Source organism: Actinomycetota bacterium (assembly GCA_019347675.1).
Lineage (GTDB): Bacteria > Actinomycetota > Nitriliruptoria > Nitriliruptorales > JAHWKO01 > JAHWKW01.
Map to the genome: position 1 here is coordinate 47,411 of JAHWKW010000009.1, position 26,803 is coordinate 74,213.

Below are 26,803 nucleotides of genomic sequence, written 5' to 3' on the forward strand. Positions count from 1 at the left end.
TCGCAGTCGCCAGATCCGGCGTTCACGCGAGTCAGCTGGCCGTGCGTGCTGCGGGATCGCGTAGGAGCGCGGCGGTCCCCGTCTTCGGGAAGTCGCGGAGCGACCGCTTGAGCTCCGCGAACCCGTCCCAGTGGGCCAGCGTCTCGATCGCTTCCCACAGCTCGGCGGCCTCGTCTCCGGTTGGGGGCTCGCTGATCACCGGCCCGAAGAACGCCGGCCCGTCGGGTGGGTCGAACGACAGGATCGGCGTGCCCACGTCGCCGCCGGCGCGGTCGAGTGCTTCGTCGCGTTCCGCCCGCAGCAGGGAGTCCCAGCGGTCGTCGTCGGCCGCATCGGCGTAGGCGGGCGGGAGCCCGACGCTGGCGAGGATCGCACCCACGTCCGGGCCGTGGGCGACGTCTTCGAGGACGTCTTCGAACTGGGGACCGGCCGGTTCAGACTCCCACACCGCTTCGCCCATCGCTCGGTACAGCTCGCCGATCACGCCGGGGCCTTCGTCCTCGCGGACGGCGGCGCACACCCGCAGCATCTCCAGGCCGCGTTGGTGGACGTCGGGGTACTGCGGCGGCTTGTCCTCGTAGCCGTCCTCGTTGAGCAGCCTCAACGAGATGAACCGCCACTCGACCTGCAACGGTCGCAAGCGCTGCACTTCCCGCACCCAGCGTGATGTGGCCCAGCAGAAGGGACAAACCGGGTCGAAGAAGAACTCCAGGTCGGCGGTCATCGGCGCTCCTGTCCGTGGTCTGCGTCCAGGGTGCCCCACCGACGGGTTGACGTCGCCACTGCTTCCCGCCCACGGGAACAACCTGCGACACCGACGATCGGGGAGCCAGGGTCATGGGGTCAGCCCTTCGACCGCTGAGTGGGTGGCGATCGCCTCGTCAGCGATCACGAACGCGACCGCCACCCCGCCATCGTGCGCGAACGACAAGGTGGCCGGCGCTGGCGCCCCGGCAACCCACAGTGCGGGGACGCCGTGGGGGCCGTTGCGGACCTCGATGTCCCGCCAGGACAGGCGCACGCCGAGAGCCTTGCGCGCGGCCTCCTTGGCCGCCCACCGCCCCGCGAGTCGCGCCGCGCCGGCGGGCGAGGTCAGGTCCACTCCGTCGCGGGTGCACTCTTCGAGCTCCCCATGGGTGTAGACGCGTGTGACGAACCGGGGACAGCGGGCGACGACCGTGGCGATGCGGTCGATCTCGACGACGTCCACACCCGGCCTCACCGGCTCCTCCTGCTCGTACGAGGCGACGCTAACAGCGTTCACCCGGCCGGCAGGGTGGGAACCACATCGTCACGGCGACACGAACAGCAGCGCGACGTTCTGGCCGCCGAACCCGAACGAGTTCGTGAGTGCCACACGGACAGGTCCGTGGCGGGGCGTCCCCTTGACCACGTCGAGGTCGATCTCGGCGTCGACCTGCTCGAGGTTCGCCGTGGGCGGGACGACGCCATCGCGGATGGCGAGCACCGCGAACGCCGCCTCCACGGCGCCCGCGGCCCCCAGGAGATGGCCGGTGACACCCTTGGTCGAGGTGACCGCAGCCCCGCCGCCCCCGTCGCCGAGGACCGTGCGGATCGCTGCCGCCTCGACACGGTCGTTGAGCGGCGTGGATGTGCCATGCGCGTTGACGAGGTCGACCTCGCTGGGCGCCACACCGGCGTCGTGCAGCGCCCGCCGCATCGCCAGGACGGCCCCGGCGCCGTCGTCGGGCGGTGCTGTGGCGTGGTGGGCGTCGGCAGAGGCGCCCGCCCCGGCCAGGACGGCCAGCGGCGTCCCGCCGCGTGCAGCGACGTCCTCGAGCCGCTCCAGTAAGAGGATCCCGGCGCCCTCGCCGATCACGAAACCATCGCGATCGGCGTCGAACGGCCGCGACGCGGTGGCGTCGCAGCGGCTGGACAGGGCACCCATCTCCCCGAACGCCGCGACGCAGCAGGGTGTGATGGCCACGTCGGTTCCCCCGGCCAGCACCACGTCGACCGCCCCGGCACGCAGCAGTTGGCGCGCGACGTACACGGCGCTGGCTCCAGAGGCGAACGAGGTGTTGACGGTGATCGCCGGGCCGCTCAGTCCGAGAGCGGCTGCCAGCCTGCTCGCCGGCGATCGGGACACGATCCCGGCCACGTGCGGGTCGACGTCGCCGTCCTCGACGAGCCGCCGGTGCTGGCGTTCGCGGTCCGCAATGTCGGCGAAACAGCTGCCGAGGACGACCGCGGTGCGGTCACGGGCGTTGTCCAGCGCGCCGTCGAGACCGGCCACGGCCTCACGCGCGGCCATCAACGCCAGCCTGGCGGCCCGGTGTGGAGGCTCGGGTCCCGCGGCCTCGACGTCGCCGTCGCGGTCCTGATCGAGGTCCGGGTCGCGGACGCGGCACGTGACGATCATGGGGATCCCCGCGGCGTCGGCGAGGTCCGGGTCGGGCTCCGCGGTTGGCGTGCCGGCGAGGACAGCTTCCCACGATGCCTGGGTTCCGCGTCCAGCGGGTGTGACCAACCCCAGGCCCGTCACGGCCTGCGACGTGCTGGTCGCGCCGGGCGGGGTCACGGCGGGCAGGTCCCCAAGGGCATGCAGCACTGCGCCGTGGACGCTGACACGTCGCCTCCTCGCGCAGACGTCGCGACAGACTGTACGGCGCAGCCAGCGCGGCTCACCCGCACGTGCGACCATCGGGGTCGCGTCGGGTTGGCCGGGGACGCTCCCGTTGATCTCGCCGCCCCGCTCGTAAGGTGCAGCGGATGCCGACGATCACGGAGAGGCTCGAGCACCGCCTGCCGGTCGGGTTGCGTCCGGTGTGGCGCCTGGCCGTCCGCACCGCGGGTGAGACCGTCGACGACCGGGTGACCGGCTTGGCGGCCGAGGCGGCGTTCTTCGCCCTCCTGTCGTTCGTGCCGCTGCTGCTGGCCCTACTCGGTGCGGTGGGGTGGGTGCTCGAACTGCTCGGCACCGAGACGACGGCCGAGATCAACCGGTTGGTCTACGGTTTGCCGCGGACGTTCCTGTCCGACCGCACGTTCGATGCCTACCGCCAGATCGCCAACGAGATCCTGGGGGGCGGGCGCGGCAGCGTCGTCTCGGTGGGCTTCCTGGTCGCGCTGTGGGGCGGCTCGCGGGCGGTGAACGCCTTCCTGGAAGCGATCAACATCGCCTACGACCTGGAGCGCCCGCGCTCGGCGTGGCGACGCCGCCTCCTCGCGCTGAGCATCACCGTGGCCGGGGCCGTTCTGGGGGCGCTCGTCGTTCCGGCGCTGGTGCTCGGACCCCGGCTGTTGCGGTGGCTGATCCCCGGCCCAGTGGTGGTCGTCGTCCCGGGGTGGGTGGCGACCGTCGGCTTCTACCTCGCGCTGGCGGTGGTGACCGTGGCGCTGATCGCGACCTTCTACCACATCGCCGTCCCGTGGCGCACTCCCTGGCTGCGTGACCTCCCCGGCGCAGTGGTGGGGATGGTGCTGTGGCTGCTGGGGGCCGGGGCCCTGCGGACCTACATCGCCTTCTCGTTCGGCGGCGACAACCTCTACAGCTCCTTCGCCGCGCCGCTGGCCGTGATGCTGTGGCTGTTCGTCACCGCGTTCGCGGTCCTCCTCGGGGCGGAGTTGAACGCGGAGATCGAGAAGATGTGGCCGCACGCCGGAACGCCAGACGAGTTCCGCGACGACAGCGGCGACCCGGCGGATGACAGCGGCCCTTCACAGGCGATGCCGCAACGACTCCGTCGTTGAGGCCGACGCCAGCCAGCGGTTGCCGCGTGGCGGGGGAGGGCCGTTAGGGGCTCGAGCGCACGGCGTGAAGATGACCGGCCATCAGTGGCTCGCCGGTGAACGGGTCGAGGTGGGGGACGTCCGCCCACAGCCGTTCGAGGGCGTAGAACTCCCGTCGCTCCTGGTCGAACAGGTGGCACACCACGTCACCGAAGTCCAGCAGCACCCAGCCGGACTCGACCGGGCCCTCCCGGCGCAGGGGCCGGACGCCGTGGTCGCCCCGGAGCCGCTCCTCGACGCCTTCGGCGACGGCTTTCAGTTGACGGTCCGTGCGGGCCGTCGCGATCACGAACACGTCCACGAGCGTGAGCAGGTCGGCGACGTCGAGCACCACCAGATCCCCAGCCTGCTTGTCGTCCGCGGCGCGGCATGCACTGACCGCGGTCGCGATCGCTTCTGGCGTGGCGGGCACGGTCTCCTATCCGCTCGTGGTCGTCGGTCGACGAGGTGAAGGCAACCACACCGTTGTGCCGGGCGCACATCGGTCAGCTGTTCGGCGGGTCCCGTCCCCGCCGGGGGTCACCCGGACGCCCCCGTGAAATCGCGACCGACGACGATCGTGATGTCCACGACCGACTGCGGCGTGCGACTGACCTCGACGCGGCCGACGCCGAGCAGGTCGCGGATCTGATCGGCGAGCTGCAGCTGCTCGGGGCGGTCGTCGTACACGAGGATCCGGGTCTCGTCGTGGTCGAAACGGTCGGCGTTCTTGGTCAGCACGATGCGGAACCCGGCCGGGAGCAGCCGCTCAGCCACCTGCTGGCCGATGCCGGGCTCACCGTTGCCGTTGAGGATCTGCACGCGTCGGCCGCCGCTGCCGTGCGCGACCGGGATCGAGTCCGCGAACCGGTCGGCGACGAGCTGAGCGGCCCGTTCGCGGTCGATCCGCAGCGAACCCTCGCCGCCCGATCCGATCGGGGACACCGGGAGGGTGAAGACGGCGAGTCGATCCGCGACGTGCGCGGTCGCCGCTGCCTGCAACAGCGACTGGAGCTCCTCGGCGGGAACGGTCGTGTCCAGCATCGGCGCCCCGTCGGCGAACACCGCCTCGAGGATCCCCGGTTGGGCCGCGAGTGCCTCGAGGAGCGCGTTCAGGACACGCCGCACCCTGGGCAGGCGATCCAGGTCGCTCCCGCCCTCGCTGTCGAAGGTCAACAGCTCCGCCAGCCTGGGCCCGTCGAGCGGCTGCGGTCCCGGCTCGAACCGCACCCGGCGTTCGCCGTCGGGCTCGGTGGCCACCAGGCGTTCGGAGACCTCGACCGTCAAACGACCCGCCCGGCCGAACAGCGAGGCCCACCCCTGTTGGCTCACATCCACCACCCCGTCGAGGTCCAGGCCCAGGAGGTTCTCGACCGTGGAGCCCACCAACGCTCCCTGTCCGAAGGCGTACGCCCGCTCGACCCGGTCCAGACCGTGCCCGGGGATGTCCGCCACCGTCGCGGTGGGGACGAACAGCAGCGTCGACTCGTCAGTCCGCGGGTCGTGCGCGAGCACGAACGCCAGTGTGGCGCCACGGGTCGGATCGCGCTCGTCGAACGTCACGAACAGGACCGCGCGTTGCCCGCCGGACGCCGCAGCGCCCTCGCCGCCGCTGGTCAGCCCGGATCGGCTGCGGTCGAGCGCCGGGATCAGCGTCGTGGCCCACACCGTGGCGGCCGCCAGGGCAGCGAGCGCGACGACGGCTGCACCCAGGCGGAGGATCCGCCGGCGTCGTTCGGCGCGGCGACGCCGTTGCCGCTCCCCGGCGCTGCGTCGCGGTCGGGGTGGACGCGACCGTCCCGGCGGGATGAGCCGGTCGAAGGTCAACCTGCGATCCGAGAGCTCGTCGAGCGTGTCGCTCATCCCTCGTCCTCCCGGTACAGGCGCTGTGCGCGGATGTGCTCGACCACCGCGTCGGGGAGCTGGTGGCGGACCGCGCGGCGCTGGCGGAAACGGGCACGGAGATCGGTGGACGAGATCCCGATCTCCGGAGTCGTCAGCCGCTCCAACCGTCCCAGGATCGGGCCGTCAAGCTCGACGTCGTACCCGGGGCGGGTGAGCATCACGAACGTCGCGAGCTCCAACGCTTTGTCCACCTCGCGCCACTCCGGCATGTTCGCCGCCGCGTCCTCGCCCACCAGGAAGAACAGCTCCGCGTCGCTGATGGCGGCCTGCAGCTCCTGCAGCGTGTCGACCGTGTACGTCAGGCGTCCGCGGTCGATCTCGCTGCGGTTGACCTGGAACGCCGGGTCGTCGGCGACCGCGAGCTCCACCATCCGGACCCGGTCCTCGGAAGGAGAGCATCGCTGCTTCATCCACGGCTGTCCCGCCACCACGAACTGCACCTGATCCAGGTCCAGCTCGACACGGGCCACCTCGGCGATCACCAGGTGGCCCAGATGCGGTGGATCGAAGGTGCCGCCCAGAAGGCCGATGCGGCGGGGACCGTCCGGGTTGGGCGCCATGCGCGGCAGCGTATCCGTCGGGTGGATGGGGGCCCCGGAGCTGGTGAACCACGCGGGCCGGTGAACCGATCGCAGTGGCTTGCGCAGCGGTCGCGTCCGGCAGCAGCCGGCAAGGAACAGCGGCGACCGCGGCTGTAGGGTGGCGCGACGGTCGTCTTCGAGGAGCGCAGCGCATGACCGGCGACGCCCTGTCGACGTGGGTAGATGCGGATCGGCTGACGCAGTGGGTACACGACAGTCGCCGCCGGGTCGAGGAGCTGGTGGAGGACCTGTCCGACGAACAGCTCGTCGGCCCGCTGATCGCGACGATCAACCCGCTGATCTGGGAGATCGGTCACCTCACGTGGTTCCAGGAGAAGTTCTTCCTGCGCGACGCGCTGCAGCGCGAACCGATCATCGCCCACTGCGACGCGTTGTGGGACTCGGGTGCCGTCCCTCACGACACCCGTTGGTTCCTGGACCTGCCGTCCCGCGACGACACGCTGGCGTACATGGGCCAGGTGCGCGACCGCGTCGCCGAGGCGGTCGCCGCGGGTCTGCCTCCTGCCTGGCACCGTCTCGCGCTGTACACGGTGTTCCACGAGGACACCCACACCGAGGCGTTGACCTACACCCGCCAGACGCTGCAGTACCCCGCCCCGACCATCGCGCAGCTGTCGGACACCGCTCCTGACACGGTGGTCGACGCCGGGGCGCACCGGGGCGACGTCGACATCGACGGTGGGACCTTCCTGCTGGGCGCGACCGGAGCCGAGCCGTTCGTCTACGACAACGAGAAGTGGTGCCATCGCGTCGAGGTACAGCCGTTCTCGATCGCGAAGGCGCCGGTGACCCAGGCGCAGTTCGCCGAGTTCGTCGAGGATGGCGGCTACCAGCGTCCGCTGCTGTGGAGCCGCCCCGGCTGGTCGTGGCGGACCCGCACGCGCGCCGATCACCCGGTGTACTGGCGACGGTCGGACAGCGGCTGGGAGCGGCGAGTGTTCGATGCGTGGCGACCTCTCGAGCCGGACCGCCCGGTGGTCCACGTCTGCTGGTACGAGGCCGAGGCGTTCTGCGGCTGGGCCGGCCGGCGCCTGCCAACCGAAGCCCAGTGGGAGCTGGCCGCGACCGGCGCGGCAGGCGCCACCGACGGCGGTGGCGGGCTGGGCACGACCAAGCGGCGCTACCCGTGGGGTGACGAGGACCCCGCAGCCCAGCACGCCAACCTCGACTGGCGCGCCATGGACACCGTCGACGTCGCGGCGTACCCCGCCGGGGACAGCGTCTACGGGTGCCGCCAGATGATCGGGAACGTCTGGGAGTGGACCGGCTCGACGTTCGCGCCGTACCCCAACTTCGAGCAGGACACCTACCGGGACAACTCGTGGCCGTGGTTCGGGAGCCGCAAGGGGCTGCGCGGCGGGGCGTGGGCCACCCGCGGCCGCTACGTCCGCAACACCTACCGCAACTACTTCACGCCCGACCGGCGGGACGTGTACGCCGGGTTCCGGACCTGCGTGTCGGGGGGCTGAGGCTCGATCCGCGGTCGCCGCGAACCCGTTACCGCGCCAGGCGTCGCAGAGCCGACGACGTCAGGTCGGCCAGCAGGACCAGCGCCACGTACACCGCGAGCCACAGCCCGACCTCCGACCAGCGCAACAAGCTCATGGCGAGCCGCAGCTGGTACCCGACCCCCGCAAGCGCCACGAAGCCGACCACGGCCGCGGCGCGCATCATCACCTCCCACCGGTACAGCAGGAACGTGAGGAACTGGGGGAGGACCTGCGGGAGCACGCCGTAGGCGAGGACCTGCAGGCGGCCGGCGCCGGCGGAACGCAGGGCCTCGAGCGGCCCCGGATCGAGGTCCTCCACCACGTCGGAGCCGAGACGACCCATCACGCCGATGTTGTGCAACGCCAGGGCGAGGGCTGCGGCCAGCACCCCCGGCCGCAGGACGAACACCAGCAGCAGCGCCCAGATGTAGTCGGGGACCGCCCGCGTCAGGACGTGCATCCCGCGGCTCGCGACCAACCCGAGCCGCCCCGCAGTGCCCACCCGGCTGTGCGGAGCGTCACGGAGCGGACGGGAGGCGAAGATCACCGTCGCCAGGGCCACGACACCGGCGGTCGCCGCGCCGAGCAGGCTCATCACCACCGTGTCGACCGCAGGACCCATCGCGGCCCGCCACGCACCGCCGGTCGCCCACACCGGCGGGTCGACACCGTCGACGCCCAACAGGTCACGGACGAACCCGGCTGCGGCACCCAGCAGGTCGAGGCGGGCAGGTCCGCCCCGGGACATCACCACCCACCAGCTCGCCACGACGGCCGCGGTCAGGACCAGCCCCCACCACGCCGGGATCCGGGTGGACGCGGCCGCGCGGACCGGGTGCAGGGCGTGGGCCGCCTCGACCTCCGCGGTGTCCGTGGGGGGATGTCGGGTGTCTGCCCCGACCGTCATCGCAGCAGCCTGGCCCGCAGGCGGCCACCGAGGGCGTCGACCGCGACGATCACCACCACCAGCGCGTACAGCAAGGTCCAGACGCGCCGGAACTCGAGGTCGGCCAGGAGCACGGTCAGCTCGAGGCCGACGCCCCCCAGCCCGACGAACGACAGGACCGCTGCGGCACGGACGGCGCACTCGAAGCGGTACAGGACGTAGCTGGTCATGTCCGCCAACGCCGAGGGCAGACGGCCGTACAGCAGGACCTGTGCCTCGGAGGCCCCGGCGCCCCGCAGCGCCGCGAGCGGCTCTTCGGGCACGTCCTGGAACCGCTCCGCCAGGACCCGCCCGATGGTGGCGCCGTACGGCAACCCGATACCCAGCACCCCCGCAAGCGGATGCAGCCCCAAGACGTTCACGAACAGCAGCGCCCAGATCAGCTCGTCGATCGAGCGCAGGAACCCCAGGGCCGCCCGGACCGGGCCCGCCGTGACCCCGCGCCACAGCCGCCGGTGGGCCAGCACACCGCTGGCGACGAGCGCCCCCGGGATCCCCACCGCGACCGCCACGGTGAGGGCCGCGACCGCGTAGGCGACGGTCAGCGCGGTCGCGGGAAGGACCGTCCGGCTCAGGAACGCGGCAGACACCTCCGGGGTGACAGCCGCTTGCAGCAGCGCTCCGAGCGCTGCCGCCCCACCGGGATGCAGCACGCCCCCCGACACGTCGACGGCGGCGATGCTCGCCGCGACCGCCGCGACCAGCACGGCCGTGAGCACGATCCGCCGCCCGGGGCGGGGTCTGCCCAGCACCAGCGTGCTGGCGTCGGTGGCGATGGGCGCGCTCATCGACCGGCGGCCGTCGCCTCATCCGCTGCGATGGCCGTGGGTGGTGGCAGAGAACCAGCCTCGGCTGCGTCCCCGAGGCGGTACACGTCATCGAGGAGCTCGGCGGTCACCGCGGCGGCTGCGCGGTCGAACACCACACGCCCGTCGCGCAAGCCGACCATGCGGCCGAAGTGGCGCCGTGCCAGCTGGGGGGCGTGAAGGCTCGCCACGAGCGTGTTGCCCGACTCGCGTGCCAGCCGCGCCAACAGGGCCAGCAGGTCGTCGGCGCGGGCGGGATCGAGCGACGCGACCGGCTCGTCGGCGAGCACGATCCGCGGTTCCTGCACCAGCAACCGCGCCAGGGCCACCCGTTGCTGCTCCCCGCCCGACAGTCGCGACACGCGCTGGTGGAACTTGTGGTCGATCCCGACGCGGCGCACGGCGGCGCGGGCCGCTGGCTGCTCGAGGGGCAACAGCAGCGCGGCCAGTGCCCTGGCCAGGCTCCACCGGCCGAGCGAGCCGGCGTGGACGTTGTGCTTGACCGACAGCTGCGGCACGAGGTCGAGACGCTGTTGGACCATGCCGACCAGCCCGGTCAGGTCCCGGCCCGGCTGCAGGCCCTCCAAGTGCTGCCCGTGCAGCAACACCCGGCCGGCCGTGGGTCGCAGCATCCCGGCGACGAGGCGCAGCACCGTGGTCTTGCCGGCGCCGCTGGGTCCGACCAGTGCCACGGTCTCGCCGGCGGCGATCGACAGATTGACGTCGCGCACCGCGTGGACATCCCCGTAGCGGTGGGTGACGGCGTCCAGGACGACGGCCGGCGTGGCATCGGGCGGTGGCGACACGCCGGTCACCGACCCTGCAGCAGTCCGAGGTCGCGGGCGACCTCGGCGATCGGGTCGTAGTTGTCGTTGCGGGTGGGGATGAACCGGTCCGTGTCGAACAGATCGAGGGTCCGAGCGGTCCGTTCGCCGTCTTGGGGGCGCATCGCGAGCAGCGCGTCGACGATCCTGTCGGTGGTGCCCTCGCCGTAGAGCTCGTCGATCCGCGGATGCACGACCCAGTGGTAGTCGTGGTAGGGCGCGGTGGTGTGCACGCCCCGGACCTTGCGCGTGTCGACCTTGCCGTGGTCGACCGCAGATCGCCACACGGTCTGGTTCAACGCGCCGGCCTGGAAGGCCCCCGTCTCGACCAGCTTCCACGTCATGTCGTGCGACCCCGAGTAGCCGGGGCGCCCGGTGAAGTCGGACTCGGGATCGATGCTGGCCTGCCGCAACGCGAGCCGCGGCATGAGGTGCCCCGAGGTGGAGCTCTCGCTGCCGAACGTGAACGTGGTCCCCGCCAGGTCCTCCAGCGACTCGGCGTCCACGCCATGACCCACGATGAACACCGACCGGAACTCCGCGTCGCCAGGTCGCTGCGCCACCGCCTCCGTCCGGTCGACCGCCAGGCGCGCCTGCACCCCGGTCAACCCACCGACCCAGGCGAGCAGGACGTCTTCGTTGCGGAACCCGGTCACGACCGCCACGTACGACACGGACGGCTGGTAACGGAACGGGATGCCGACGCGGTCCTCGAGCTCGGCGGCGATCCCGGCGAAACGCTCGCGCAGAACCGACACGTCCTGGTCGGGGATTCCCCCGATCACGATCGGTCGCGGCCGACGATCAGCTGCGGACGACGAGGTCGTCGCCCCGCACGCGGACGCCAGCAGGGCCACAACCAGCCCCACCCACGCCCAGCGCCGCGTGGGCGGTGGGCGGTGCACACGTCGAGCAGACATATCGGTGCGCTCCCGGTCCCCGGACACGGATCCCCGCTCCGGCACTCAACCGAACGGTTTCAGGCGCGTCAACGCAGCCATGCGTCGGCGTCATGGCTAAGCTTGGGGTCGCTCATCGGCCGCGGTCGCCGTTCGATGCACGGAGCGCACAGATGGACACCAGCGAGCTCCGGGCCTTCTGCGCCGCCGTCAGCGCAGGGAGCCTGTCGGCGGCGGCCCGACAGCTGGGGATCAGCCAGCCCGGCCTGTCCCGCCGCGTGCAGCGCCTCGAGGACGAACTGGGAGTCACGCTGGTGATCCGCGGCGCCGGAGGTATCCGGCTCACCCACGCCGGTCAGCGGTTCCTGACGTTCGCCACACGGACCCTGGCCGAGTACGACGCGATCCGGGCCGAGGCCAGGTTCCCGGCCGGGGCTATGACCGGCACGATCGGGATCGTGGCGAGCACGACGCCGGGGGAGTACCTGGTCCCCGAGCTCGTCGCCCGCTTCGTCGACGAGCAACCCGGGGTCAAGACGCGAGAGTTCGTCACGGACTCGGCCGGCGTTGCCCGCCACCTGCTCCACAACGACCGCTGGGACGTGGGTTTCTCGGGTCGACGGGTCAACCATCCCCGCCTGTGCTACGAGCCCATCGGCCAGGACGAGATCGTCCTCGCCGCCCCATCGTCGCATCCCCTCGCCGAGCGGTCAGCCGTGGCCGTCGACGACCTCGCCGGTCAGCGCCTGATCCAGCGCGAGGAGGGATCGGGGACCCAGCAGACATTCGTCGACACCCTGGCGGCGCACGGCCTGGCGGTCCCGCCACAGCCGGCAGCGATCACGCTCGGCAGCAGCGGGGCGGTGCTGTCCGCGGTGGAGGCGGGCCTCGGGATCGGCGTGGTGTCGCTCCGCGCGGTCGAGCACCACGCCAGCCAGGTCCGGGCGTTGCGCGTGGTGGGTGTGCCGGTCGTGCGCAGCCTCTACGTGGTGCACGTCACCGACCGTGACCACCCGGCCCACGTGCGGGCCTTCGTCGAGTTCGTGCTCGATGTCGGACGCGGTCGCGACGATGCCGGATGACGAAGACCGCAGGCCGCTGCGAGCAGCGATGTCATCGGCGGACGTGCCCGTCGCCGTCGACGAGGTACTTCACCGACGTCAGCTCCGGGAGCGCCATCGGCCCACGGGCGTGGGTCTTCTGCGTCGAGATGCCGATCTCGGCACCGAACCCGAACTGCTCCCCGTCTGTGAACCGGGTCGAGGCGTTGACCATGACGGCAGCCGCGTCGACCTCGCGCTGGAACCGGCGGGCCGCGCCACGGTCCTCGGTGACGATCGCCTCGGTGTGCAGTGTCCCGTACCGCCCGACGTGGGCGATCGCGGCGTCCAGGTCGGCGACCACCGCCACCGCGAGCGTGAGATCCAGAAACTCCGTGGCGAAGTCATCCTCGCTGGCGGGGTCCATGTCCACGACCGCGCGTGCGCGGTCGTCGCCGAGGAGCGTCACCCCGGCGGCGCGCAGTTCCGCCGCGGCCTTGGGGAGGAACTCGTCGGCGACGGCCTGGTGAACGAGGAGGGTCTCGGCTGCGTTGCACACCGAGGGACGCTGCGCCTTGGCGTTGACCACGATCTCGACCGCCTTCCCCAGGTCCGCAGCGGCGTCGACGTAGACGTGGCAGTTCCCGACACCGGTCTCGACGACCGGGACCGTGGCCCCGCTGACCACCCGCTCGATCAGACCGGCCCCGCCCCGCGGGATCAGCAGATCCACCAGCCCACGCGCCTCCATCAGCTCCTGCACGCTGTGGCGGGAGGGATCCTCGACCAGCGCGACGGCGTCCTCGGGCAGCCGGGCCAGGGCGAGTTTTTCGCGGATCACCGCCGCCAGCGCCTCGTTGCTGGACTGGGCGCTGGATGAGCCGCGTAGGACGCATGCGTTGCCTGACTTGAGGCACAGCCCCGCAGCGTCGACCGTCACGTTGGGCCGGGCTTCGTAGATCATCGCGACGACCCCCAGCGGGACCCGTACCTTGCGGATCTCGACCCCGTTGGGCAGCGTCCAGCCGGCGACGACCTCCCCGACCGGGTCGCGCAGGTCGACGATCTTGCGCAAGCCGTTGGCCATCGCCCGGATGCGGTCCTCGGTCAGCGTGAGCCGGTCGATGAGCGCAGCGCTCAAGCCGGCGTCGCGCCCCGCTTCGATGTCACGCTGGTTGGCGTCGAGCACCGAGTCGGCATGGTCCTCGAGCGCGTCGGCGATGTCGCGGAGCACAGCGTCTCTGACCGCGGTCGGCGCCGTGGCCAGGACCCGGCTCGCATCCTTGGCGGCTGCACAGATCTCACGGACGGTACGCATGGTTCCTACTTCGTCGAGGCTGTCGGTCGCCTGGGGAGCGGGTCCAAGCCGCAGGCGGGAGGCCGCCGGGATGACGTCACGTTCCCAGCGCAACGCACCGTGGAGGATACACCGGCCGGGGACGGGTTCACGAGACCAGCGGGTTCACGAGACCAGGACGACGAGGTCGTCGCGGTGCACCACCTCGCGGCCGTATGCGTCGCCGAACGCCGCAGCGGCGTCCTCGGTGGTGCGCCCGGCGATGCGGCGCAGGTCCGACGCGTCGTAGTTCACCAGACCTCGCGCGATCAGTGTCCCCGTGGGGTCGACGATCGCGACCGCGTCACCGCTGGTGAAATCCCCGTCCGCGCCGGTCACCCCCACCGCCAGCAGTGAGGTGCCGCGCCGCACAAGGGCCCGGGCCGCGCCGGCGTCGACGTGGACGCGACCGCGCGTGTTCAACGCGAACCCGATCCACAGCCGCCGCGCCTCCAGGCGCTTGGGCTGAGCGACGAACCACGTCCCGATCGGCTCACCGGCGAGCACGTCGGGGATCACGGCCGGTCGACGAGCGTCGGCGACGACGGCATGGCAGGCGGACAGGACGGCCACGCGGGCGGCCTCGACCTTCGAACGCATCCCGCCGCTGCCGACGAACGAACCGGTCCCTCCGATACGCAGCTGCGCCAGGCGGTCGAGGTCGTCAACGCGGTCGACCAGGTTCGCGTCGGGGGTTTGCCGGGGATCGACCTCGTACAGGCCCCCGACGTCGGACAGCAGCAGCAGCAGGTCAGCCTCGAGCATGGACGCGACCAGGGCAGCCAGGTGGTCGTTGTCGCCGTACGCGAGCTCGTCGGTGGCCACGACGTCGTTCTCGTTGACGACCGGGACCGCACCCAGATCCAGCAGCATGCGGAAGGTCTTCCGGGCGTTGAGGTAGCGGCGCCGTGAGACGAAGTCGTCCTGGGTGAGCAGGACCTGTCCGCAGACCAGCCCGTGCCGGGCGAAGTCGCGCTGGTAGGCGTGGATCAGCGCTCCCTGCCCGACCGACGCGGCGCTCTGGAGCTTCGCCATGTCCGTTGGCCTCTGGTCGAACGCCAGCAGCACGAGGCCGGCTGCGACCGCCCCGGAGGACACCAGCACGACGTCGGTCGCGGACGCGCGCGCGGCGGCGATCCCGTCGACGACCACCCGGATCTGGTCGCGGTCGAGTCGCCCATCCGGGCCGCGCAGGCTGCTGGAGCCGACCTTCACCACGGCCAGTCGAGGTCGGTCGAAGCGGCGTTCAGCCACCGGCCGCCTCCGGGCCGCCGGCGCCCGGTTCGTCGAGGTCCTCCCAGGCGTCCGCCTCAGGCCTCACCACGGTCTCGCGCTCGTCCTCGGGCAGGTCGTGCGGCTCAGGTGAGAAGTCGAACACCTCACCGCCGAGCACCACCTCGTCACCATCCCGCGCCCCGGCGGCGATCAGTGCCCCTTCCACGCCGGCGCGCCGCAGCCGACCCTGCAGGTACCGGATGGCGTCGGGGTTGTCCAACGGGGTCATCTGTACCCAGCGGTCGACACGCCGGCTGTGCACGACGAAGCGGCCGGCAGCGTCGCGCTCGACCGTGAACGGCTCCTCTCGCTCCTCGAGGCGGATCACCAGCTCCCCGGGGACGGCATCGGGTTCGGCGGCGCGACGGGCCGAAACGAGCTCCGCCAGCCGCCACCGCAGTCGGTCGAGACCCTCGCCGGTGACCGCGCTGACCTCGAAGACCTCCAGGTCGCGTGCCTCCAAGACGGGGCGCACCAGCGCCGCCATGGCCCGGCCGTCCGGGACGTCGACCTTGTTCAGCACCGCGACCGCCGGCCGCTCCAGTAGCGAGCGGTCGTGCGCACGCAGCTCGCGGGTGATCACGTCCAGGTCGTGGACGGGGTCGCGGTCGGGTTCGAGCGGCACGGTGTCCAGGACGTGCACCACGACGGCTGTCCGCTCGATGTGCCGCAGGAAGCGGTGCCCGAGACCCCGTCCTTCGCTGGCGCCCTCCACCAGGCCGGGCACGTCGGCCAGGACGACGTCGACATCGCCGGCACGCATCACGCCCAGGTGCGGGGTCAGCGTGGTGAACGGCCACGGCTCGACCCGCGGCCGCGCGGCCGAGAGCCGCGAGATCAACGATGACTTCCCGGCGCTCGGGAAGCCCACCAGGCCGGCGTCGGCGATCAGCTTCAGCTCGAGGCGGAGCGAGTGCTCCTCGCCGTGCTCGCCAAGTTCGGCGAAGCGCGGGGCGCGACGGCGGTTGCTGGCGAACGAGGCGTTGCCGCGTCCCCCGCGGCCGCCACGCGCGGCCACGATGCGCTGACCCGGCCGCGCGAGGTCGGCGAGGACGTCCCCGGTGATGCGGTCACGGACGATCGTCCCGGCCGGGACCGCGACGATGAGGTCGTCACCGGCAGCTCCAGTGCGGTTCATGCCCTGCCCGTGGCCGCCCCGGGGCGCGCGCCGGTGCGGGTCGCGATGCAGGTCCAGGAGCGAGGTCACGCCGCGGTCGGCGACCAGGACGACGTCGCCGCCGCGGCCGCCGTCGCCCCCGTCGGGACCGCCGCGTGGCACATGCGCCTCGCGGCGGAACGAGACCGCGCCGTTGCCGCCCCCGCCGCCGCGCACGTGGACGGTGCACTCGTCGATGAAGCTGGGGGAGGCATCGGACACGATCTCTCCTCGACGACGAAAGAGGGCGGCCTGAGCCGCCCTCCACATCGGTCCGGGTGGGACCTACTCGGCCGGGATGATCTCCGCGTACTTGCGGTTGCGCCGGCTGCGGAATGACACGTTGCCGTCCGCCAGCGCGAACAACGTGTCGTCACTCCCGCGACCGACGTTCCGACCCGGGTGGATCCGGGTGCCGCGCTGGCGGACGATGATCGAGCCGGCGGTCACCGCCTCGCCGCCGTAGGCCTTCACCCCGAGGAACTGCGGGTTGGAATCGCGGCCGTTGTTGGACGAGCCGCCGCCCTTTTTGTGTGCCATACCAGGTCCTCCTGTGGTCTGCTGCCGAGACCCGCGCGTCGCAACGGGACGCGCTTCGTCTACAGTTGCTCGACCTTCACGGTCGTGTAACGCTGGCGGTGACCGCGCTTCTTCCGTTGGCGGGTCTTGTTCTTGTAGGTGAAGACCGTGATCTTCTTCCCCTTGCCGTGGCCGGTGATGGTGGCGGCCACCGCCCGGTCGCCGAGGTCACGACCGGTGGTCACGGTCCCGTCATCGTCGACGACCATCACGGCGCGCAGCTCGACCGGGTCGCCGACCTGGCCGTCGAGTTTCTCCACGCGGAGCTCATCGCCGGGGGCGACGCGGTACTGCTTGCCACCGGTTGCGATCACGGCGTACACGGTGGCCTCCGTCGGTGCTCGGCAACGGCAGCAGCGGGCGATCGTCGGGCGCTCATCGACACGAAGAACGGTGCCCAACGGCACCGTTGTGCGAGGGTACAGGCGGTCCGGGGCACGGTCAACGTCACTCCAGCTCCAGGAGCAGGCCCCGACCTTCGCAGTGGGGGCAGCGCCGGCTGAAAACCTCGAGCAGCCCCTGGGAGACGTTCTTGCGGGTCATCTGCACCAGGCCGAGGCGGCTGACGTCCGAGACGCGTGTCTTGGTGCGGTCGCGCAGCAGCTCGCGTTTGAGTCGCCGCACCACCTGCTCCTGGTTGGCCTTGAGCAGCATGTCGATGAAGTCGATGACGACCATCCCACCGATATCGCGCAGCCGTAGCTGGCGGACGACCTCCTCGGCCGCCTCGAGGTTCGTCTTCAACACCGTCTCCTCGAGGTTCGTCGAGCCGGTGAACTTCCCGGTGTTGACGTCGATGATCGTCATCGCCTCGGTCTTCTCGATGATTAGGTACCCGCCAGACGGCAGCCACACCTTGCGTTCGAGCGCCTGCTTCAGCTGCTCGGTCACGTGGTAGGCGTCGAACAGGCTGAGTGGCTCTTCGCGCTTGCGGTCCGTCGGCGGCTGGTACAGCTGGAGCTTGTCCAGGGCCTCGGGCATGACCTCTTCCAGGTACGCCGCGACGTTGCCGCGGACATCTTCGCTGTCGACCACCAGAGCCTCGAAGTCGGGCCCGAAGTTGTCGCGGATCACCCGCACGACGAGGTCTGGTTCCTCGTAGACCGGCTCGAGCGCCTTGGCGGTCTGTCCCCGCTCGTGGACGACCTCCCACTTCTTGAGCAACCGCCGGAGGTCGTCGGCGAGCTGTTCCTCGGTGGCATCGGCTGCCGCGGTCCGAACGATCACGCCGTGACCATCGGGCTTGATGCGCTTGAGGATCTTGCGCAGCCGCTCGCGTTCGTCGTCAGCGAGCTTGCGTGAGATCCCGAAGATCGTCTCGTTGGGTGCCAGGACCATGTACCGGCCAGCGAGTGACAGGTGCATGGTGAGCCTGGCTCCCTTGGAACCCATGGGGTCCTTGGTCACCTGTACCAGGACGGTCTGTCCTGGCTTTAGGGCCGCTTCGATGCGGCGTTCGGCGTCGCCTTCGAGATCAAGTTCGTCGTACAGGACCTCACCCGCGTAGAGGACGCCGTTGCGGCCCTTGCCGATGTCGAGGAACGCCGCCTCCATCCCGGGCAGGACGTTTTGAACGCGCGCCATGTAGATGTTGCCGACGAAGGAGACGTCCTCCTTGCGTGTGACGTAGTGCTCAACGACGGTGCGGTCCTCGAGCACCGCGATGCGGGTACGGTCTCCGCGGGTGGTGACCAGCATCGTCCGCGGTGGGCCGTCGAGCATGGCCCGACGCACATCCTCGGAAACCTCAGCGACCCGGCGGGCACCGCTGCGCCGGGCGGCGCGACCTCCGCGTCGGTCCCGCGCCTGTCGCTTCGCGGCGAGCCGGGTCCCCCCCCGGACGATCTCGTCGGCGACCTCACCGCTTCTCGCCTCGGCTGGTTCGTCGTCCGCGGCTGCGGTGTCCTCGTCCGCACCCGCGGGACGCGCCGCGGCGGGGCGGCGACGGCCACGGCCCCTCCCTCCACGGCGTCGGCGTCGGCGTCGGTCTCCGTTCGTTGCCGTCTCGTCGCGCTGATCGTCGGGGGTGGCCGTCTCCCGCTGCTCAGCGGTTGCTTGGTCGGCTGTCGATCGCTGGGCGTCCTGAGTTGTTCGTGTGCGGGTGCGGGTCCGGGTTCGGGCAGCGTCGCCGTCGTCCCGGTCCGCGCCGGAGGTATTGGTGTCGTCGGTCACGTGGGTCTCGTTTTCTCACGGCGCGCCCCGCCGTCTCATCGGCGGACGGGCGGGGCGCCGCGCGGTGACATGGTCGGCGGCGAGAGAGAGCCGGTGGTCGGCTTGCGTCTGGCCGCAGGCTCCGGCCGCTCCTGGGCCGGTTCCGTGGTGACTCGAGGAGGCACGGTTGCGACACGCGCCTGGCGGTCGCACCGCAGCCCGTTGAGCAGCGCCGGAGTCGGTGGGGACACCGTGATGCACAGTCCACCGCGGTTGCGGCACGGGGCGGCATGGCGCCTCCGAAGTCTCGTGGTGCGGGACGGAGACAACGGGCGTGGCCCGGCGTCAGCGACGTCCGGTGTGCTCCCCCCTAGCGCCGGCGCTTCAGCGGACCTCCGCGGGGCGCGCTCGGCCATACCGGAGGCTACCACCGGTACGTGCCCGATGCCGGGCAGTGGCCCAAGCGGGCCGAAGGCAGCCGGTTGGGCGGGCGAAGACCTCAGAAACGACGCATGTGAACGTTGAGCAAGAGGCCCACCAGCAGGAACGAGCTGATCAGCGACGTTCCGCCGTAGCTGACGAAAGGCAGCGGGATCCCCGTCACCGGCGTGATCCCGATCGTCATACCAACGTTGACGAACATCTGGATGGACAGCACCGCCACCGCACCGGCCGCCGCGAGACGACCGAACGTGTCCTTGGCCAGAGCGGTGATCCGCAGCCCACGCCACAGGATGATGGCGAACAGGCCGAGGACCACAGCAGCGCCGAGGAATCCGAACTCCTCGCCGACCACGGTGAAGATGAAGTCGTTGTGGTTCTCGGGCACGTACGACAGGTTGGTCTGAGTGCCTTTGAGGAAGCCTCGCCCGGCGAAGCCCCCCGACCCGACCGCGATCATCGACTGGTTGGTGTTGTACAGCGTGGTCCTGGCCAGCTCGCTGTTGCCGACGTCCAAGAAGGAGGTCAGCCGCGCGATCTGGTAGTCGGCCAGCACTCCGGCCTTGAGGACCAGGGCCACCCCCAGCGCCGCCGTGACCAGCAGCCCGACCAGGTACCGCGCCCGGGTCCCGACGACCAGCAGGATGATGAACGCGATCCACGGGAACACCAGGGCGGTCCCGAAGTCCGGTTGCAGCAGGATCAGTCCCGTGGGGACCGCGACCAGGCCGACGGCCGCCAGGATCGCCGTGAGATCGGGCTCGGCCTTGCGCTCGTGTAGCAGCGCAGCCAACGCAGCGACGAGCGCGACCTTGGCGAACTCGGACGGCTGGAGCTGGAACCCCCCGAGGTCGATCCAACTCTGGGATCCGTGCACGGCCTTGCCGAACGGTGTCAGGACGACCAACAGGAAGAAGATCGCACCGGTGTACAGCAACGGTGCGTACGCCCGAACGTAGCGGTAGTCGAAGACTGCCGTGGCGATCATTGCCGCCAGCGCGATCCCCAGTGCCACGGCCTGCTTGTTCGCCAGTGACGCCGGTGGCAGCCCCGCCAACTCCAGCCGGTGGTACGTCGCGCTGTAGATCATCGCGATGCCGATGCTGCTGAGCAGCATCGCCGCCACGACCAGCACCGCGTCGAGATGGCGCGCCGGGGAATAGGCGTCCATCCAGCTGGCCTGGATGCGCTCACGCACCAGCCGCTCGTTGCGGTCGGCGCCGTAGTAGCCGACGTCCATCAGCCGAGATCCTCCTTGGCTCCAGCGGCGTCAGCGGCCGTGAGCCCAGCTTCGTGTGCGGCGTCGTGACCCACGCGTCAGTCCGTCGCGACGCCAGCGCGGAAGGGGGTCACCGGCAGGTCGAAGGCGGCTTCGAGGATGCGTCGGGCAATCGGAGCCGCCGTCTGTGACCCCCCACCGCCCTCCTCGACCGCCACGACGACCACGTACCGGGGGGCGTTGGCCGGTGCGTAGGCGACGAACCACGCCGACGGCAGCCTCCCCCCGACCTCGGCGGTGCCGGTCTTCCCGGCCACGGGGATCTGATCGAGGGGGAACGGGTTGCCGCCGCTGCGGAACGCATAGTTGGCGGTACCGCGCGGTTCTCGCACGACCATCTCGAGACCTCTGCGGATCGCCTGAAGGTGTCCCGGTGCGAAGGCCACCTCGGACGCCGGCCCGGGCTCGTACCGCCACAGGGTCTCCTTCCCGTCGGGCGAGCGGACCTCCAGTCCCAGGTGCGGCCGCCACACCTTCCCGCCGTTGGCGACCGCCCCGAACGCGGTCGCGAGCTGCAGGGGGGTGGTCAGCACGTCGCCCTGCCCGATCGACATGTTGACGGCGTCGCCACCGCGCCAGATGTTCCCCTCGTTGCACAGCTCGGAGTACAGGCGGTGCGCGTACTCCCCGGGGGGGAACTCCTGGGCTTTGCTGCAGTAGGTGTCGCGCATCTCCTCCCAGTAGCTCTGCTTCCACTCCCGCCCCGGAACCCGACCGGGACGCTCCCCGGGCAGGTCGACGCCGACCCGGTCCCCGAATCCGAACTGGCGGGCCGTGGCCTGGTAGCGCTCGTCGACGGGTCCACCGGCTTTGTTCTGCTGTTCCTCCGCGCGCCACTGGTCGTACGACAGCTCGTAGAAGAACGTGTCGCAGGAGCGCATCAGCGCCCGGGCGACGTCCATCGTCCCGTCGTGCCGCGGATACCAGTTGCGCTTGCCCCATCCCCACCTCGGTGGGCACGGCAGCGTGGACTGGGGCGTGATCTGACCCGCCTGGAGCGCGGCTTCCGCTGAGACGATCTTCCACGTGGACCCTGGCGGGTACTCGCCCTGGATCGCCCGGTTCAGGATCGGCAGGCCGCTCTGCTTGTCGTGGAGACGCTCGAACTCCTGCGGGTCGATCCCGCCGACGAACAGGCCAGGGTCGTACGTCGGCCACGACGCCATGGCGACGACCTCGCCGTTGCGGGGATCGAGGACGACCGCCGACCCGGCGACCGACTTCAGGTTCTGGCCGCTCTGGCGGTGCATCTGAGAGCGGCTCGCAACGATCCCCTCCTCGAGCACGCGCTCGACCTCACGTTGCAGCCCGAGATCCACGGTGGTGAAGAGCTCGTTACCAGGGATAGGAGCGCGCTGTGCCAGCGTCCCCAGCGTGACGCCCCGCGCGTTGACCTCCAGTTGCTCCAGTCCCTCCGTGCCGCGAAGGTGCTCCTCGTAGGCCGCCTCCACTCCCGACTTGCCCACGAGATCACCCAGCCGGTACCCGCTGAAGCGCTCCGCCGTCAGCTCCTGCTCGCTGATCTCTCCGAGATAGCCCACGACGTGAGCCGCCGTGGTCGCGTGCGGGTACACCCGCACGGGGAGCGTCTCGGCGTCCACCCCCGGGAAATGCTCCTGGTGCTCTTTGATCTGGAAGATGACCTCCGGGGCGACGTCCTTCTTGATCGGGGTCGGGCGGAAGGGGGAGTACTTTCGGTTGGTGATGGCTTGGACGATCTCGTCGGGCGTCATATCCAGCAGGGCGCTCAGGCGTGAGATCACGAGCTCAGCTTCGTGGTCGCGCGGCTCTCCCTCGCCGTTCAGGAGCCGGTTACGGTCGGCGCTGACGGTCAGAGCGGGACGGTTCTTCACCAGAGGCTCGCCATCGCGGTCGAGGATGCGGCCGCGCGGCGCAGCGGTGATCACCCAGCGCACCCGGTTGCTGTCGGCGAGCTCGACGTACCGCTCGCCGGCGAGCACCTGCAGAAACCACAGCCGCGAGAACAGCGCCGCGAACATCCCCGCCACCACGAGGGTCAGCAGGGTCAGACGGAGGGTCGCCGACGACGACTCGTGCTGGGCCATGGTGGCTCTTCGGACGGGGCGCCGCGTCACGGAGATCGTTGAAACGCTACCACCGGTGGCCGCCGGCGGCGCTGCACAGCGTCGGGTCCGCCGGTCACAGTGCCACGCGCTCGCGTGGGAAGCGGCTCGACAACGCGCTCACCGCCGCCACGACGGGCGGGGTCAGCATCGTGTTGTACAGCCCGACCAGCAGCGAGGCCTGCACGACCAGCCCCACGGTGTAGCGCGGGTCGCCGAGCAGCCGCGACAGCAGGCCGTACCCGGCGGTGGCCACGACCCCACTGACGAACGCGACCGCCAGGGGAGCGGTGATCGAGGCCGGCGCCAGGTAGGGCCGGACGACGCCGACCGCGTACCCGACACCGGTGAACACGACGGAGGACAGGCCCAGTGCCGACTGCACCAGCAGCAGGTCGTTGAGCAGCCCGGCGGCGAAACCGAGCACCACACCGGTGACCGGGCCGTCGCGGAAGGCGAACAGCGCGGTGACCAGCAGCAGCAGGTCCGGGCGGTAGCCGGCGATCGACAGATGCGGCAGGACGGTGGTCTGCAGCAGCGCCGCGGAGAACAGCAGCAGGCCGGTCACGGCGACGCGGATCACGTGGTTGCCCGCGCCGGGCGGCCCATCAGGTGCATCACGGCGTGGGTCCCTCGGTCGGGCCGAGCGTGGGCGTTTCGGTCGGCGTGGCCGTGGGCGTGGCAGGGCCGGCGGGCTGGGTCCCGGGGGTCGGCACGGGCAGCGGGTCGGGCGGTGGCGCCCGCAGGATCACCAGGACCGTGGTCAGGCGGGTGAAGTCCACGTACGGCGTCACGTCGACGGTGAGGGTCAGCGTCGGGATCTCCGGCGGCTCGGATGACACGGCACCGATCACGATGCCGTCCGGGAACGTCGCGTTGCTGTAGCTGGATGTGACGACCTCCTGGGCGACCTCCACCTCGGCCTCGGGGTTGAGCAGCTCCAGCGTCATCGGTTCGGTATCCCTGCCCTCGACCAGCCCGTGCTCCCCGGTGGCTGCGATACGCGCGGCGGCGGAGAAGTTCTGGTCGATCGCCAACAGGACGCGGGACGCGCTCGGCGCCACCTGCACGACCCGACCGACCAGTCCGTCACCGTTGATGACGGTCATGTCACGGGTGATCCCGTCTCGGCTGCCGACGTCGATGGTGATGGTCCACTCGGCGATGTTCGACGGTGCCAGCGCGATGACCCGGGCGGCGGCGAACCGGAACTCGTCGCTGCGAGCCGTCAGCCGGGCGCGCATGTCGAGCAGGTCCTGAAGGGTGCGGTTCTCGCGCACCACGTCGTCGTACGCTCCGCGCCGGTCACGCAGCTGTTCGAGCTCGGCCCGCAGGCGAGCGTTGTCCTGCCGCAGTTCCAGCAGGTCACCGACCCCGGCGACCAGACCCCCGATCGGGCGGACGACGGTCGCCAGTCCGTCCTGGACCGGCGCGAACACCGCGGCGAGCCCGTCGCGCACACGCGCCAGCGGCCCGCCGCGTCCCGCGCGCTCGTCGACCGTGACGAGCACGAGCGAGATGAGCGTCAGGGCCGCGAGCAGGATGCGGGCGCGGTGACGGTCGAACATTCGAAGGGTCCTACAGGAGTCGGACCACGGGGCGGGTCAGTGACGGGAGCTGGAGATCAGGACCTTCTTCAGCGCCTCGAACTCCTCCAGGCACTTCCCGGAGCCGATCGCCACGGACGTCAGCGGGTTGTCGGTGACGTGGATCGGCATGCCGGTCTCGTGCTTGAGGCGCTCGTCGAGGCCCTTCAGCAGCGCGCCACCGCCCGTCAGCACGATGCCCTTGTCCATGATGTCGGCAGCGAGTTCGGGCGGGGTGCGGTCCAGGGTGTTCTTGACCGCGTCGATCACGGCGTTGACCGGCTCCTCGATGGCCTTGCGGATCTCCTCGGCCGACACGATGATCGTCTTCGGCAGGCCCGACACCAGATCGCGGCCGCGGATCTCGGCATGCGGCTCGTCCGACAGGGGGAAGGCTGAACCGATCGCCATCTTGATCTCCTCGGCGGTCCGCTCGCCGAGCATCAGGGAGTACTCCTTCTTGATGTAGGAGATGATCGACTCGTCCAGCTCGTCGCCACCGATCCGGATGGACTGCGACGTCACGATGCCGCCGAGCGAGATCACCGCCACCTCGCTGGTCCCGCCGCCGATGTCCACAACCATGTTGCCCGCAGGTTCGTGGACGGGGAGCCCAGCGCCGATGGCCGCGGCCATCGGCTCTTCGATGATGTACGCCGAGCGGGCGCCGGCCTGGATGGTGGCCTCCTCCACCGCGCGCTGCTCCACCCCCGTGATGCCGGACGGGACGCAGACCACCACGCGTGGCTTGGCGAGGAACCGGCGGCGGTGCACCGCCTGGATGAAGTAGCGCAGCATCTTCTCGGTGACGTCGAAGTCGGCGATCACCCCGTCCTTCAGCGGCCGGATCGCCACGATGTGACCGGGCGTGCGGCCGATCATCCGCTTGGCCTCGGAACCCACGGCCAGGATCGCGCCGTTCTTGGTGTTGATCGCCACCACCGACGGCTCGTCGAGGACGATGCCGCGCGCGCGGACGTACACGAGCGTGTTCGCGGTCCCCAGATCGACCGCCATGTCGCGTCCGAGGACCTGCAAGCTCTGCGGGATGTTGGCCACGGCGGTACCTGAGGGTCGCTGGGATGGACGCCACCGGTGGACGCCACCGACGGGCGCCACCCACCGTCGGCGGGCGGAGCCTACCAGGGACCCCGCTGCGCCAGCGAACGGTACTCGATGTGGCCGATGTCGCGGTACGGTCTGGTGGTGGATATCGACCAGACGACCCGGGGGCTGATCTACCTCGAGCACCTCACGGCACGGGACCTGGGCGTGCTCGCTGCGGCAGCGCCCGGCACGGACGCTGGCGACCTGCGCCGTCGCCCCCAGCAGGTCGAGGACCTGCTCGCATCCGAGCCGGTGTTCGAAGCGGTCCTCGCGCAGCCTGCCGACCCGGTCGACGACCTGCTGCACGCGTCACCGTTCCTGGTGTTCGGGGTGGCGGTGGCGCGAGCGTGGCGCGACATGGCGACCGTGCCGTACGTCCAGGAGTGGGTCGGCCCGCGGCAACGGCTCCCGGTGTTCGCCAGCGACGAGCTGCACGCGCTCCTCGACGACCCCGGGATGCGGCTGTTCCTCACCGAGCTGCTGGCTTCCTACACCCGCGTCGCCAGCGGCGCGCTGACCGTCCGCACCCGCCACGGTCCGCGCCGACGCCGGTACAGCGAGCTCGACCCGGTCCGACTGGCGGGACTGCTGGACGTCCTACCCGACGAGACGCACGTGGGCGTGTACCGCAGGCTCGGCGATGTGGCGCTGTTCCTCACCGGGGTGTTTCCCGACCACACCGCGCGCCGCGGCCTGGCCCCGCTGGACATCGAGCGGCTCGCCCGGTCCGCAGGTCCGACCGATGACCCCGCGCAGGCCGCTGAGCGGCTGCTGACGGCGCTCGCGGCGCGGGGCGCCGTCGGGCTACTGGAGGACCTCGGCGCGCGCTGGTACCGCCAGGCGGCGCGCACGGCCGGGTCGACGTCCGCGACCGTCGCGCTGCTCGAGACGGCCGCTGAACGCTTCGGGGACGCCCGTCGAGTCCTCAACCACGTCACCGACCGCTACCTGTTCCCGCTCCGCACCCGGTGGTTCCCGTCGGCCAGCTGAGCCCCGATCAGTCACAGCAGCCCCCGCCGCGCCAGGCTGACCCAACGAGCGCCCCCCACCACCAGGTGGTCGAGCACGTCGATCCCGACCACTTCGCCGGCCCGCACGATCCGGCGGGACACCAGCTCGTCATCGCGGCTGGGCTCAGGATCCCCGGACGGGTGGTTGTGGGCGACGACCACGGCGGCGGCGTTGGCCAGGAGCGCGTCGCGCAGGATCTCCCTCGGTCGCATGAAGGTGTGGTCGACGCTGCCGACGCTGACGGTCACCACCGACAGCATCCGGTGCTTGGTGTCCAGCAGCGTCGCGACACAGTGCTCACGGTCGCGACCGGCCAGCTCGCCGAGGACGATCCGGGCGGCATCCTCGGGTGAGGTGACCTGGGGCCGCTCGTCGATGTCGGCGAGTCGTACGTGCCGGGACGCCTCCGCCGCGCAGCGGAGACAGCCGTGGTGCGCAGCTGATGGATCCTGGGCGAGCCTCAGCATCCCGGCGTCGGGTCCGGTCGTCCACGTCATCGAGTGCTGTCTCAGCGAGGTGCTCCTTGCCGGGGGTCGCACCGTCGCGGTCGGTCC

The 26,803-nt window shown here is 71.1% G+C and carries 26 protein-coding genes; 4 read left to right on the forward strand and 22 right to left on the reverse strand.

Translation table 11 applies throughout. From position 1 onward, the window contains the following. Positions 1 to 31 precede the first annotated feature (31 nt). The 3 genes from KY462_07500 to KY462_07510 form a co-directional block, all read right to left on the reverse strand. Positions 32 to 724 carry a hypothetical protein gene (locus tag KY462_07500; GenBank protein ID MBW3577566.1) on the reverse strand — a complete coding sequence of 231 codons (693 nt, stop codon included), beginning with the start codon at positions 722 to 724 and terminating at the stop codon, positions 32 to 34. Positions 725 to 835: 111 nt separating this feature from the next. Next, positions 836 to 1,222: a holo-ACP synthase gene (locus KY462_07505; GenBank protein MBW3577567.1), complete on the reverse strand. Its 387-nt coding sequence runs from the start codon at positions 1,220 to 1,222 to the stop codon at positions 836 to 838. 69 nt (positions 1,223 to 1,291) lie between these two features. After that, complete coding sequence (locus KY462_07510; GenBank protein ID MBW3577568.1) at positions 1,292 to 2,665, reverse strand: beta-ketoacyl-[acyl-carrier-protein] synthase family protein; 1,374 nt, start codon at positions 2,663 to 2,665, stop codon at positions 1,292 to 1,294. 68 nt (positions 2,666 to 2,733) lie between these two features. Here KY462_07510 and KY462_07515 point away from each other — a divergent pair, with 68 nt between their 5' ends. Beyond that, positions 2,734 to 3,714 carry a YihY/virulence factor BrkB family protein gene (locus tag KY462_07515; protein ID MBW3577569.1) on the forward strand — a complete coding sequence of 327 codons (981 nt, stop codon included), beginning with the start codon at positions 2,734 to 2,736 and terminating at the stop codon, positions 3,712 to 3,714. Positions 3,715 to 3,757: 43 nt separating this feature from the next. Here the strand turns inward: KY462_07515 and rsfS are convergent, their stop codons facing one another. From rsfS to nadD, 3 genes are all read right to left on the reverse strand, one after another. Further along, positions 3,758 to 4,165 carry a ribosome silencing factor gene (rsfS, locus tag KY462_07520; GenBank protein MBW3577570.1) on the reverse strand — a complete coding sequence of 136 codons (408 nt, stop codon included), beginning with the start codon at positions 4,163 to 4,165 and terminating at the stop codon, positions 3,758 to 3,760. Positions 4,166 to 4,272: 107 nt separating this feature from the next. Next, positions 4,273 to 5,595 carry an LCP family protein gene (locus KY462_07525; GenBank protein MBW3577571.1) on the reverse strand — a complete coding sequence of 441 codons (1,323 nt, stop codon included), beginning with the start codon at positions 5,593 to 5,595 and terminating at the stop codon, positions 4,273 to 4,275. Then, positions 5,592 to 6,197, reverse strand: a complete 606-nt coding sequence (gene nadD, locus KY462_07530; protein MBW3577572.1) for a nicotinate-nucleotide adenylyltransferase — start codon at positions 6,195 to 6,197, stop codon at positions 5,592 to 5,594. The genes KY462_07525 and nadD overlap by 4 nt, the downstream gene beginning before the upstream one ends. A 173-nt stretch (positions 6,198 to 6,370) precedes the next feature. Between nadD and KY462_07535 the strand changes: the two genes are divergently transcribed. Next, the gene (locus KY462_07535) at positions 6,371 to 7,708 is read left to right on the forward strand and encodes an SUMF1/EgtB/PvdO family nonheme iron enzyme (GenBank protein MBW3577573.1); all 1,338 of its coding nucleotides are present in this window, start codon (positions 6,371 to 6,373) and stop codon (positions 7,706 to 7,708) included. 28 nt (positions 7,709 to 7,736) lie between these two features. Here KY462_07535 and KY462_07540 read toward each other — a convergent pair whose 3' ends face one another. The 4 genes from KY462_07540 to KY462_07555 are packed head-to-tail and all read right to left on the reverse strand — an operon-like array spanning position 7,737 to position 11,225. Then, entirely contained in the window at positions 7,737 to 8,636 is a 900-nt protein-coding gene (locus tag KY462_07540) for an ABC transporter permease subunit (GenBank protein MBW3577574.1), read from the reverse strand. Then, on the reverse strand, positions 8,633 to 9,463 hold the full coding sequence (locus tag KY462_07545; protein MBW3577575.1) for an ABC transporter permease subunit: 831 nt from the start codon (positions 9,461 to 9,463) through the stop codon (positions 8,633 to 8,635). The genes KY462_07540 and KY462_07545 overlap by 4 nt, the downstream gene beginning before the upstream one ends. Further along, positions 9,460 to 10,251 (reverse strand): ATP-binding cassette domain-containing protein, encoded by a 792-nt coding sequence (locus KY462_07550; GenBank protein ID MBW3577576.1) that lies wholly within the window; start codon positions 10,249 to 10,251, stop codon positions 9,460 to 9,462. Before KY462_07550 ends, KY462_07545 begins: the two co-directional genes overlap by 4 nt. A gap of 41 nt (positions 10,252 to 10,292) precedes the next feature. After that, positions 10,293 to 11,225 (reverse strand): putative selenate ABC transporter substrate-binding protein, encoded by a 933-nt coding sequence (locus KY462_07555; protein ID MBW3577577.1) that lies wholly within the window; start codon positions 11,223 to 11,225, stop codon positions 10,293 to 10,295. A 152-nt stretch (positions 11,226 to 11,377) separates the two neighbouring features. On the opposite strand from KY462_07555, the gene KY462_07560 reads away from it, so the two are divergent. After that, positions 11,378 to 12,286 (forward strand): LysR family transcriptional regulator, encoded by a 909-nt coding sequence (locus tag KY462_07560; protein MBW3577578.1) that lies wholly within the window; start codon positions 11,378 to 11,380, stop codon positions 12,284 to 12,286. Between the two features lie 31 nt (positions 12,287 to 12,317). On the opposite strand, the gene KY462_07565 is transcribed toward KY462_07560, so the two are convergent. The 11 genes from KY462_07565 to KY462_07615 form a co-directional block, all read right to left on the reverse strand. Then, positions 12,318 to 13,562 (reverse strand): glutamate-5-semialdehyde dehydrogenase, encoded by a 1,245-nt coding sequence (locus KY462_07565; GenBank protein MBW3577579.1) that lies wholly within the window; start codon positions 13,560 to 13,562, stop codon positions 12,318 to 12,320. Between the two features lie 144 nt (positions 13,563 to 13,706). Continuing rightward, positions 13,707 to 14,834, reverse strand: coding sequence for a glutamate 5-kinase (gene proB / locus KY462_07570; GenBank protein MBW3577580.1), 1,128 nt, complete (start codon positions 14,832 to 14,834; stop codon positions 13,707 to 13,709). Beyond that, complete coding sequence (obgE, locus tag KY462_07575) at positions 14,827 to 16,281, reverse strand: GTPase ObgE (GenBank protein MBW3577581.1); 1,455 nt, start codon at positions 16,279 to 16,281, stop codon at positions 14,827 to 14,829. Before obgE ends, proB begins: the two co-directional genes overlap by 8 nt. Positions 16,282 to 16,296: 15 nt before the next feature. After that, positions 16,297 to 16,551: a 50S ribosomal protein L27 gene (gene rpmA, locus KY462_07580; protein ID MBW3577582.1), complete on the reverse strand. Its 255-nt coding sequence runs from the start codon at positions 16,549 to 16,551 to the stop codon at positions 16,297 to 16,299. A 59-nt stretch (positions 16,552 to 16,610) separates the two neighbouring features. Beyond that, a complete protein-coding gene (gene rplU / locus KY462_07585; GenBank protein ID MBW3577583.1) occupies positions 16,611 to 16,913 on the reverse strand; it encodes a 50S ribosomal protein L21 in 303 nt (100 codons plus the stop codon). A gap of 124 nt (positions 16,914 to 17,037) precedes the next feature. After that, a complete protein-coding gene (locus KY462_07590) occupies positions 17,038 to 18,762 on the reverse strand; it encodes an Rne/Rng family ribonuclease (protein ID MBW3577584.1) in 1,725 nt (574 codons plus the stop codon). Positions 18,763 to 19,240: 478 nt separating this feature from the next. Further along, the gene (gene rodA / locus KY462_07595) at positions 19,241 to 20,422 is read right to left on the reverse strand and encodes a rod shape-determining protein RodA (GenBank protein ID MBW3577585.1); all 1,182 of its coding nucleotides are present in this window, start codon (positions 20,420 to 20,422) and stop codon (positions 19,241 to 19,243) included. A gap of 77 nt (positions 20,423 to 20,499) precedes the next feature. Continuing rightward, entirely contained in the window at positions 20,500 to 22,527 is a 2,028-nt protein-coding gene (gene mrdA / locus KY462_07600) for a penicillin-binding protein 2 (protein ID MBW3577586.1), read from the reverse strand. Between the two features lie 94 nt (positions 22,528 to 22,621). Further along, positions 22,622 to 23,128: a rod shape-determining protein MreD gene (gene mreD / locus KY462_07605; protein MBW3577587.1), complete on the reverse strand. Its 507-nt coding sequence runs from the start codon at positions 23,126 to 23,128 to the stop codon at positions 22,622 to 22,624. Between the two features lie 34 nt (positions 23,129 to 23,162). Further along, positions 23,163 to 24,113, reverse strand: coding sequence for a rod shape-determining protein MreC (gene mreC, locus KY462_07610; protein MBW3577588.1), 951 nt, complete (start codon positions 24,111 to 24,113; stop codon positions 23,163 to 23,165). A gap of 36 nt (positions 24,114 to 24,149) precedes the next feature. After that, positions 24,150 to 25,169, reverse strand: a complete 1,020-nt coding sequence (locus KY462_07615; protein MBW3577589.1) for a rod shape-determining protein — start codon at positions 25,167 to 25,169, stop codon at positions 24,150 to 24,152. Positions 25,170 to 25,226: 57 nt separating this feature from the next. On the opposite strand from KY462_07615, the gene KY462_07620 reads away from it, so the two are divergent. Next, a complete protein-coding gene (locus tag KY462_07620) occupies positions 25,227 to 26,228 on the forward strand; it encodes a hypothetical protein (GenBank protein MBW3577590.1) in 1,002 nt (333 codons plus the stop codon). Positions 26,229 to 26,239: 11 nt separating this feature from the next. Here the strand turns inward: KY462_07620 and radC are convergent, their stop codons facing one another. After that, a complete protein-coding gene (radC, locus tag KY462_07625) occupies positions 26,240 to 26,746 on the reverse strand; it encodes a DNA repair protein RadC (GenBank protein MBW3577591.1) in 507 nt (168 codons plus the stop codon). Between the last annotated feature and the right edge of the window lie 57 nt (positions 26,747 to 26,803).

What these genes read in the sequence shown, in the direction of transcription:
- KY462_07515 (MBW3577569.1), top strand. Translation starts at nt 2,734, where the DNA reads ATGCCGACGATCACGGAGAGGCTCGAGCACCGCCTGCCGGTCGGGTTG.
- KY462_07560 (MBW3577578.1), top strand. Translation starts at nt 11,378, where the DNA reads ATGGACACCAGCGAGCTCCGGGCCTTCTGCGCCGCCGTCAGCGCAGGG.
- KY462_07565 (MBW3577579.1), bottom strand. Translation starts at nt 13,562, where the DNA reads ATGCGTACCGTCCGTGAGATCTGTGCAGCCGCCAAGGATGCGAGCCGG.
- KY462_07535 (MBW3577573.1), top strand. Translation starts at nt 6,371, where the DNA reads ATGACCGGCGACGCCCTGTCGACGTGGGTAGATGCGGATCGGCTGACG.
- mrdA (MBW3577586.1), bottom strand. Translation starts at nt 22,527, where the DNA reads ATGGCCCAGCACGAGTCGTCGTCGGCGACCCTCCGTCTGACCCTGCTG.
- radC (MBW3577591.1), bottom strand. Translation starts at nt 26,746, where the DNA reads ATGACGTGGACGACCGGACCCGACGCCGGGATGCTGAGGCTCGCCCAG.
- KY462_07500 (MBW3577566.1), bottom strand. Translation starts at nt 724, where the DNA reads ATGACCGCCGACCTGGAGTTCTTCTTCGACCCGGTTTGTCCCTTCTGC.
- rpmA (MBW3577582.1), bottom strand. Translation starts at nt 16,551, where the DNA reads ATGGCACACAAAAAGGGCGGCGGCTCGTCCAACAACGGCCGCGATTCC.
- KY462_07525 (MBW3577571.1), bottom strand. Translation starts at nt 5,595, where the DNA reads ATGAGCGACACGCTCGACGAGCTCTCGGATCGCAGGTTGACCTTCGAC.
- nadD (MBW3577572.1), bottom strand. Translation starts at nt 6,197, where the DNA reads ATGGCGCCCAACCCGGACGGTCCCCGCCGCATCGGCCTTCTGGGCGGC.
- KY462_07555 (MBW3577577.1), bottom strand. Translation starts at nt 11,225, where the DNA reads ATGTCTGCTCGACGTGTGCACCGCCCACCGCCCACGCGGCGCTGGGCG.
- obgE (MBW3577581.1), bottom strand. Translation starts at nt 16,281, where the DNA reads ATGTGGAGGGCGGCTCAGGCCGCCCTCTTTCGTCGTCGAGGAGAGATC.
- KY462_07540 (MBW3577574.1), bottom strand. Translation starts at nt 8,636, where the DNA reads ATGACGGTCGGGGCAGACACCCGACATCCCCCCACGGACACCGCGGAG.
- rodA (MBW3577585.1), bottom strand. Translation starts at nt 20,422, where the DNA reads ATGGACGTCGGCTACTACGGCGCCGACCGCAACGAGCGGCTGGTGCGT.
- KY462_07510 (MBW3577568.1), bottom strand. Translation starts at nt 2,665, where the DNA reads ATGGTCGCACGTGCGGGTGAGCCGCGCTGGCTGCGCCGTACAGTCTGT.
- KY462_07545 (MBW3577575.1), bottom strand. Translation starts at nt 9,463, where the DNA reads ATGAGCGCGCCCATCGCCACCGACGCCAGCACGCTGGTGCTGGGCAGA.
- mreC (MBW3577588.1), bottom strand. Translation starts at nt 24,113, where the DNA reads ATGTTCGACCGTCACCGCGCCCGCATCCTGCTCGCGGCCCTGACGCTC.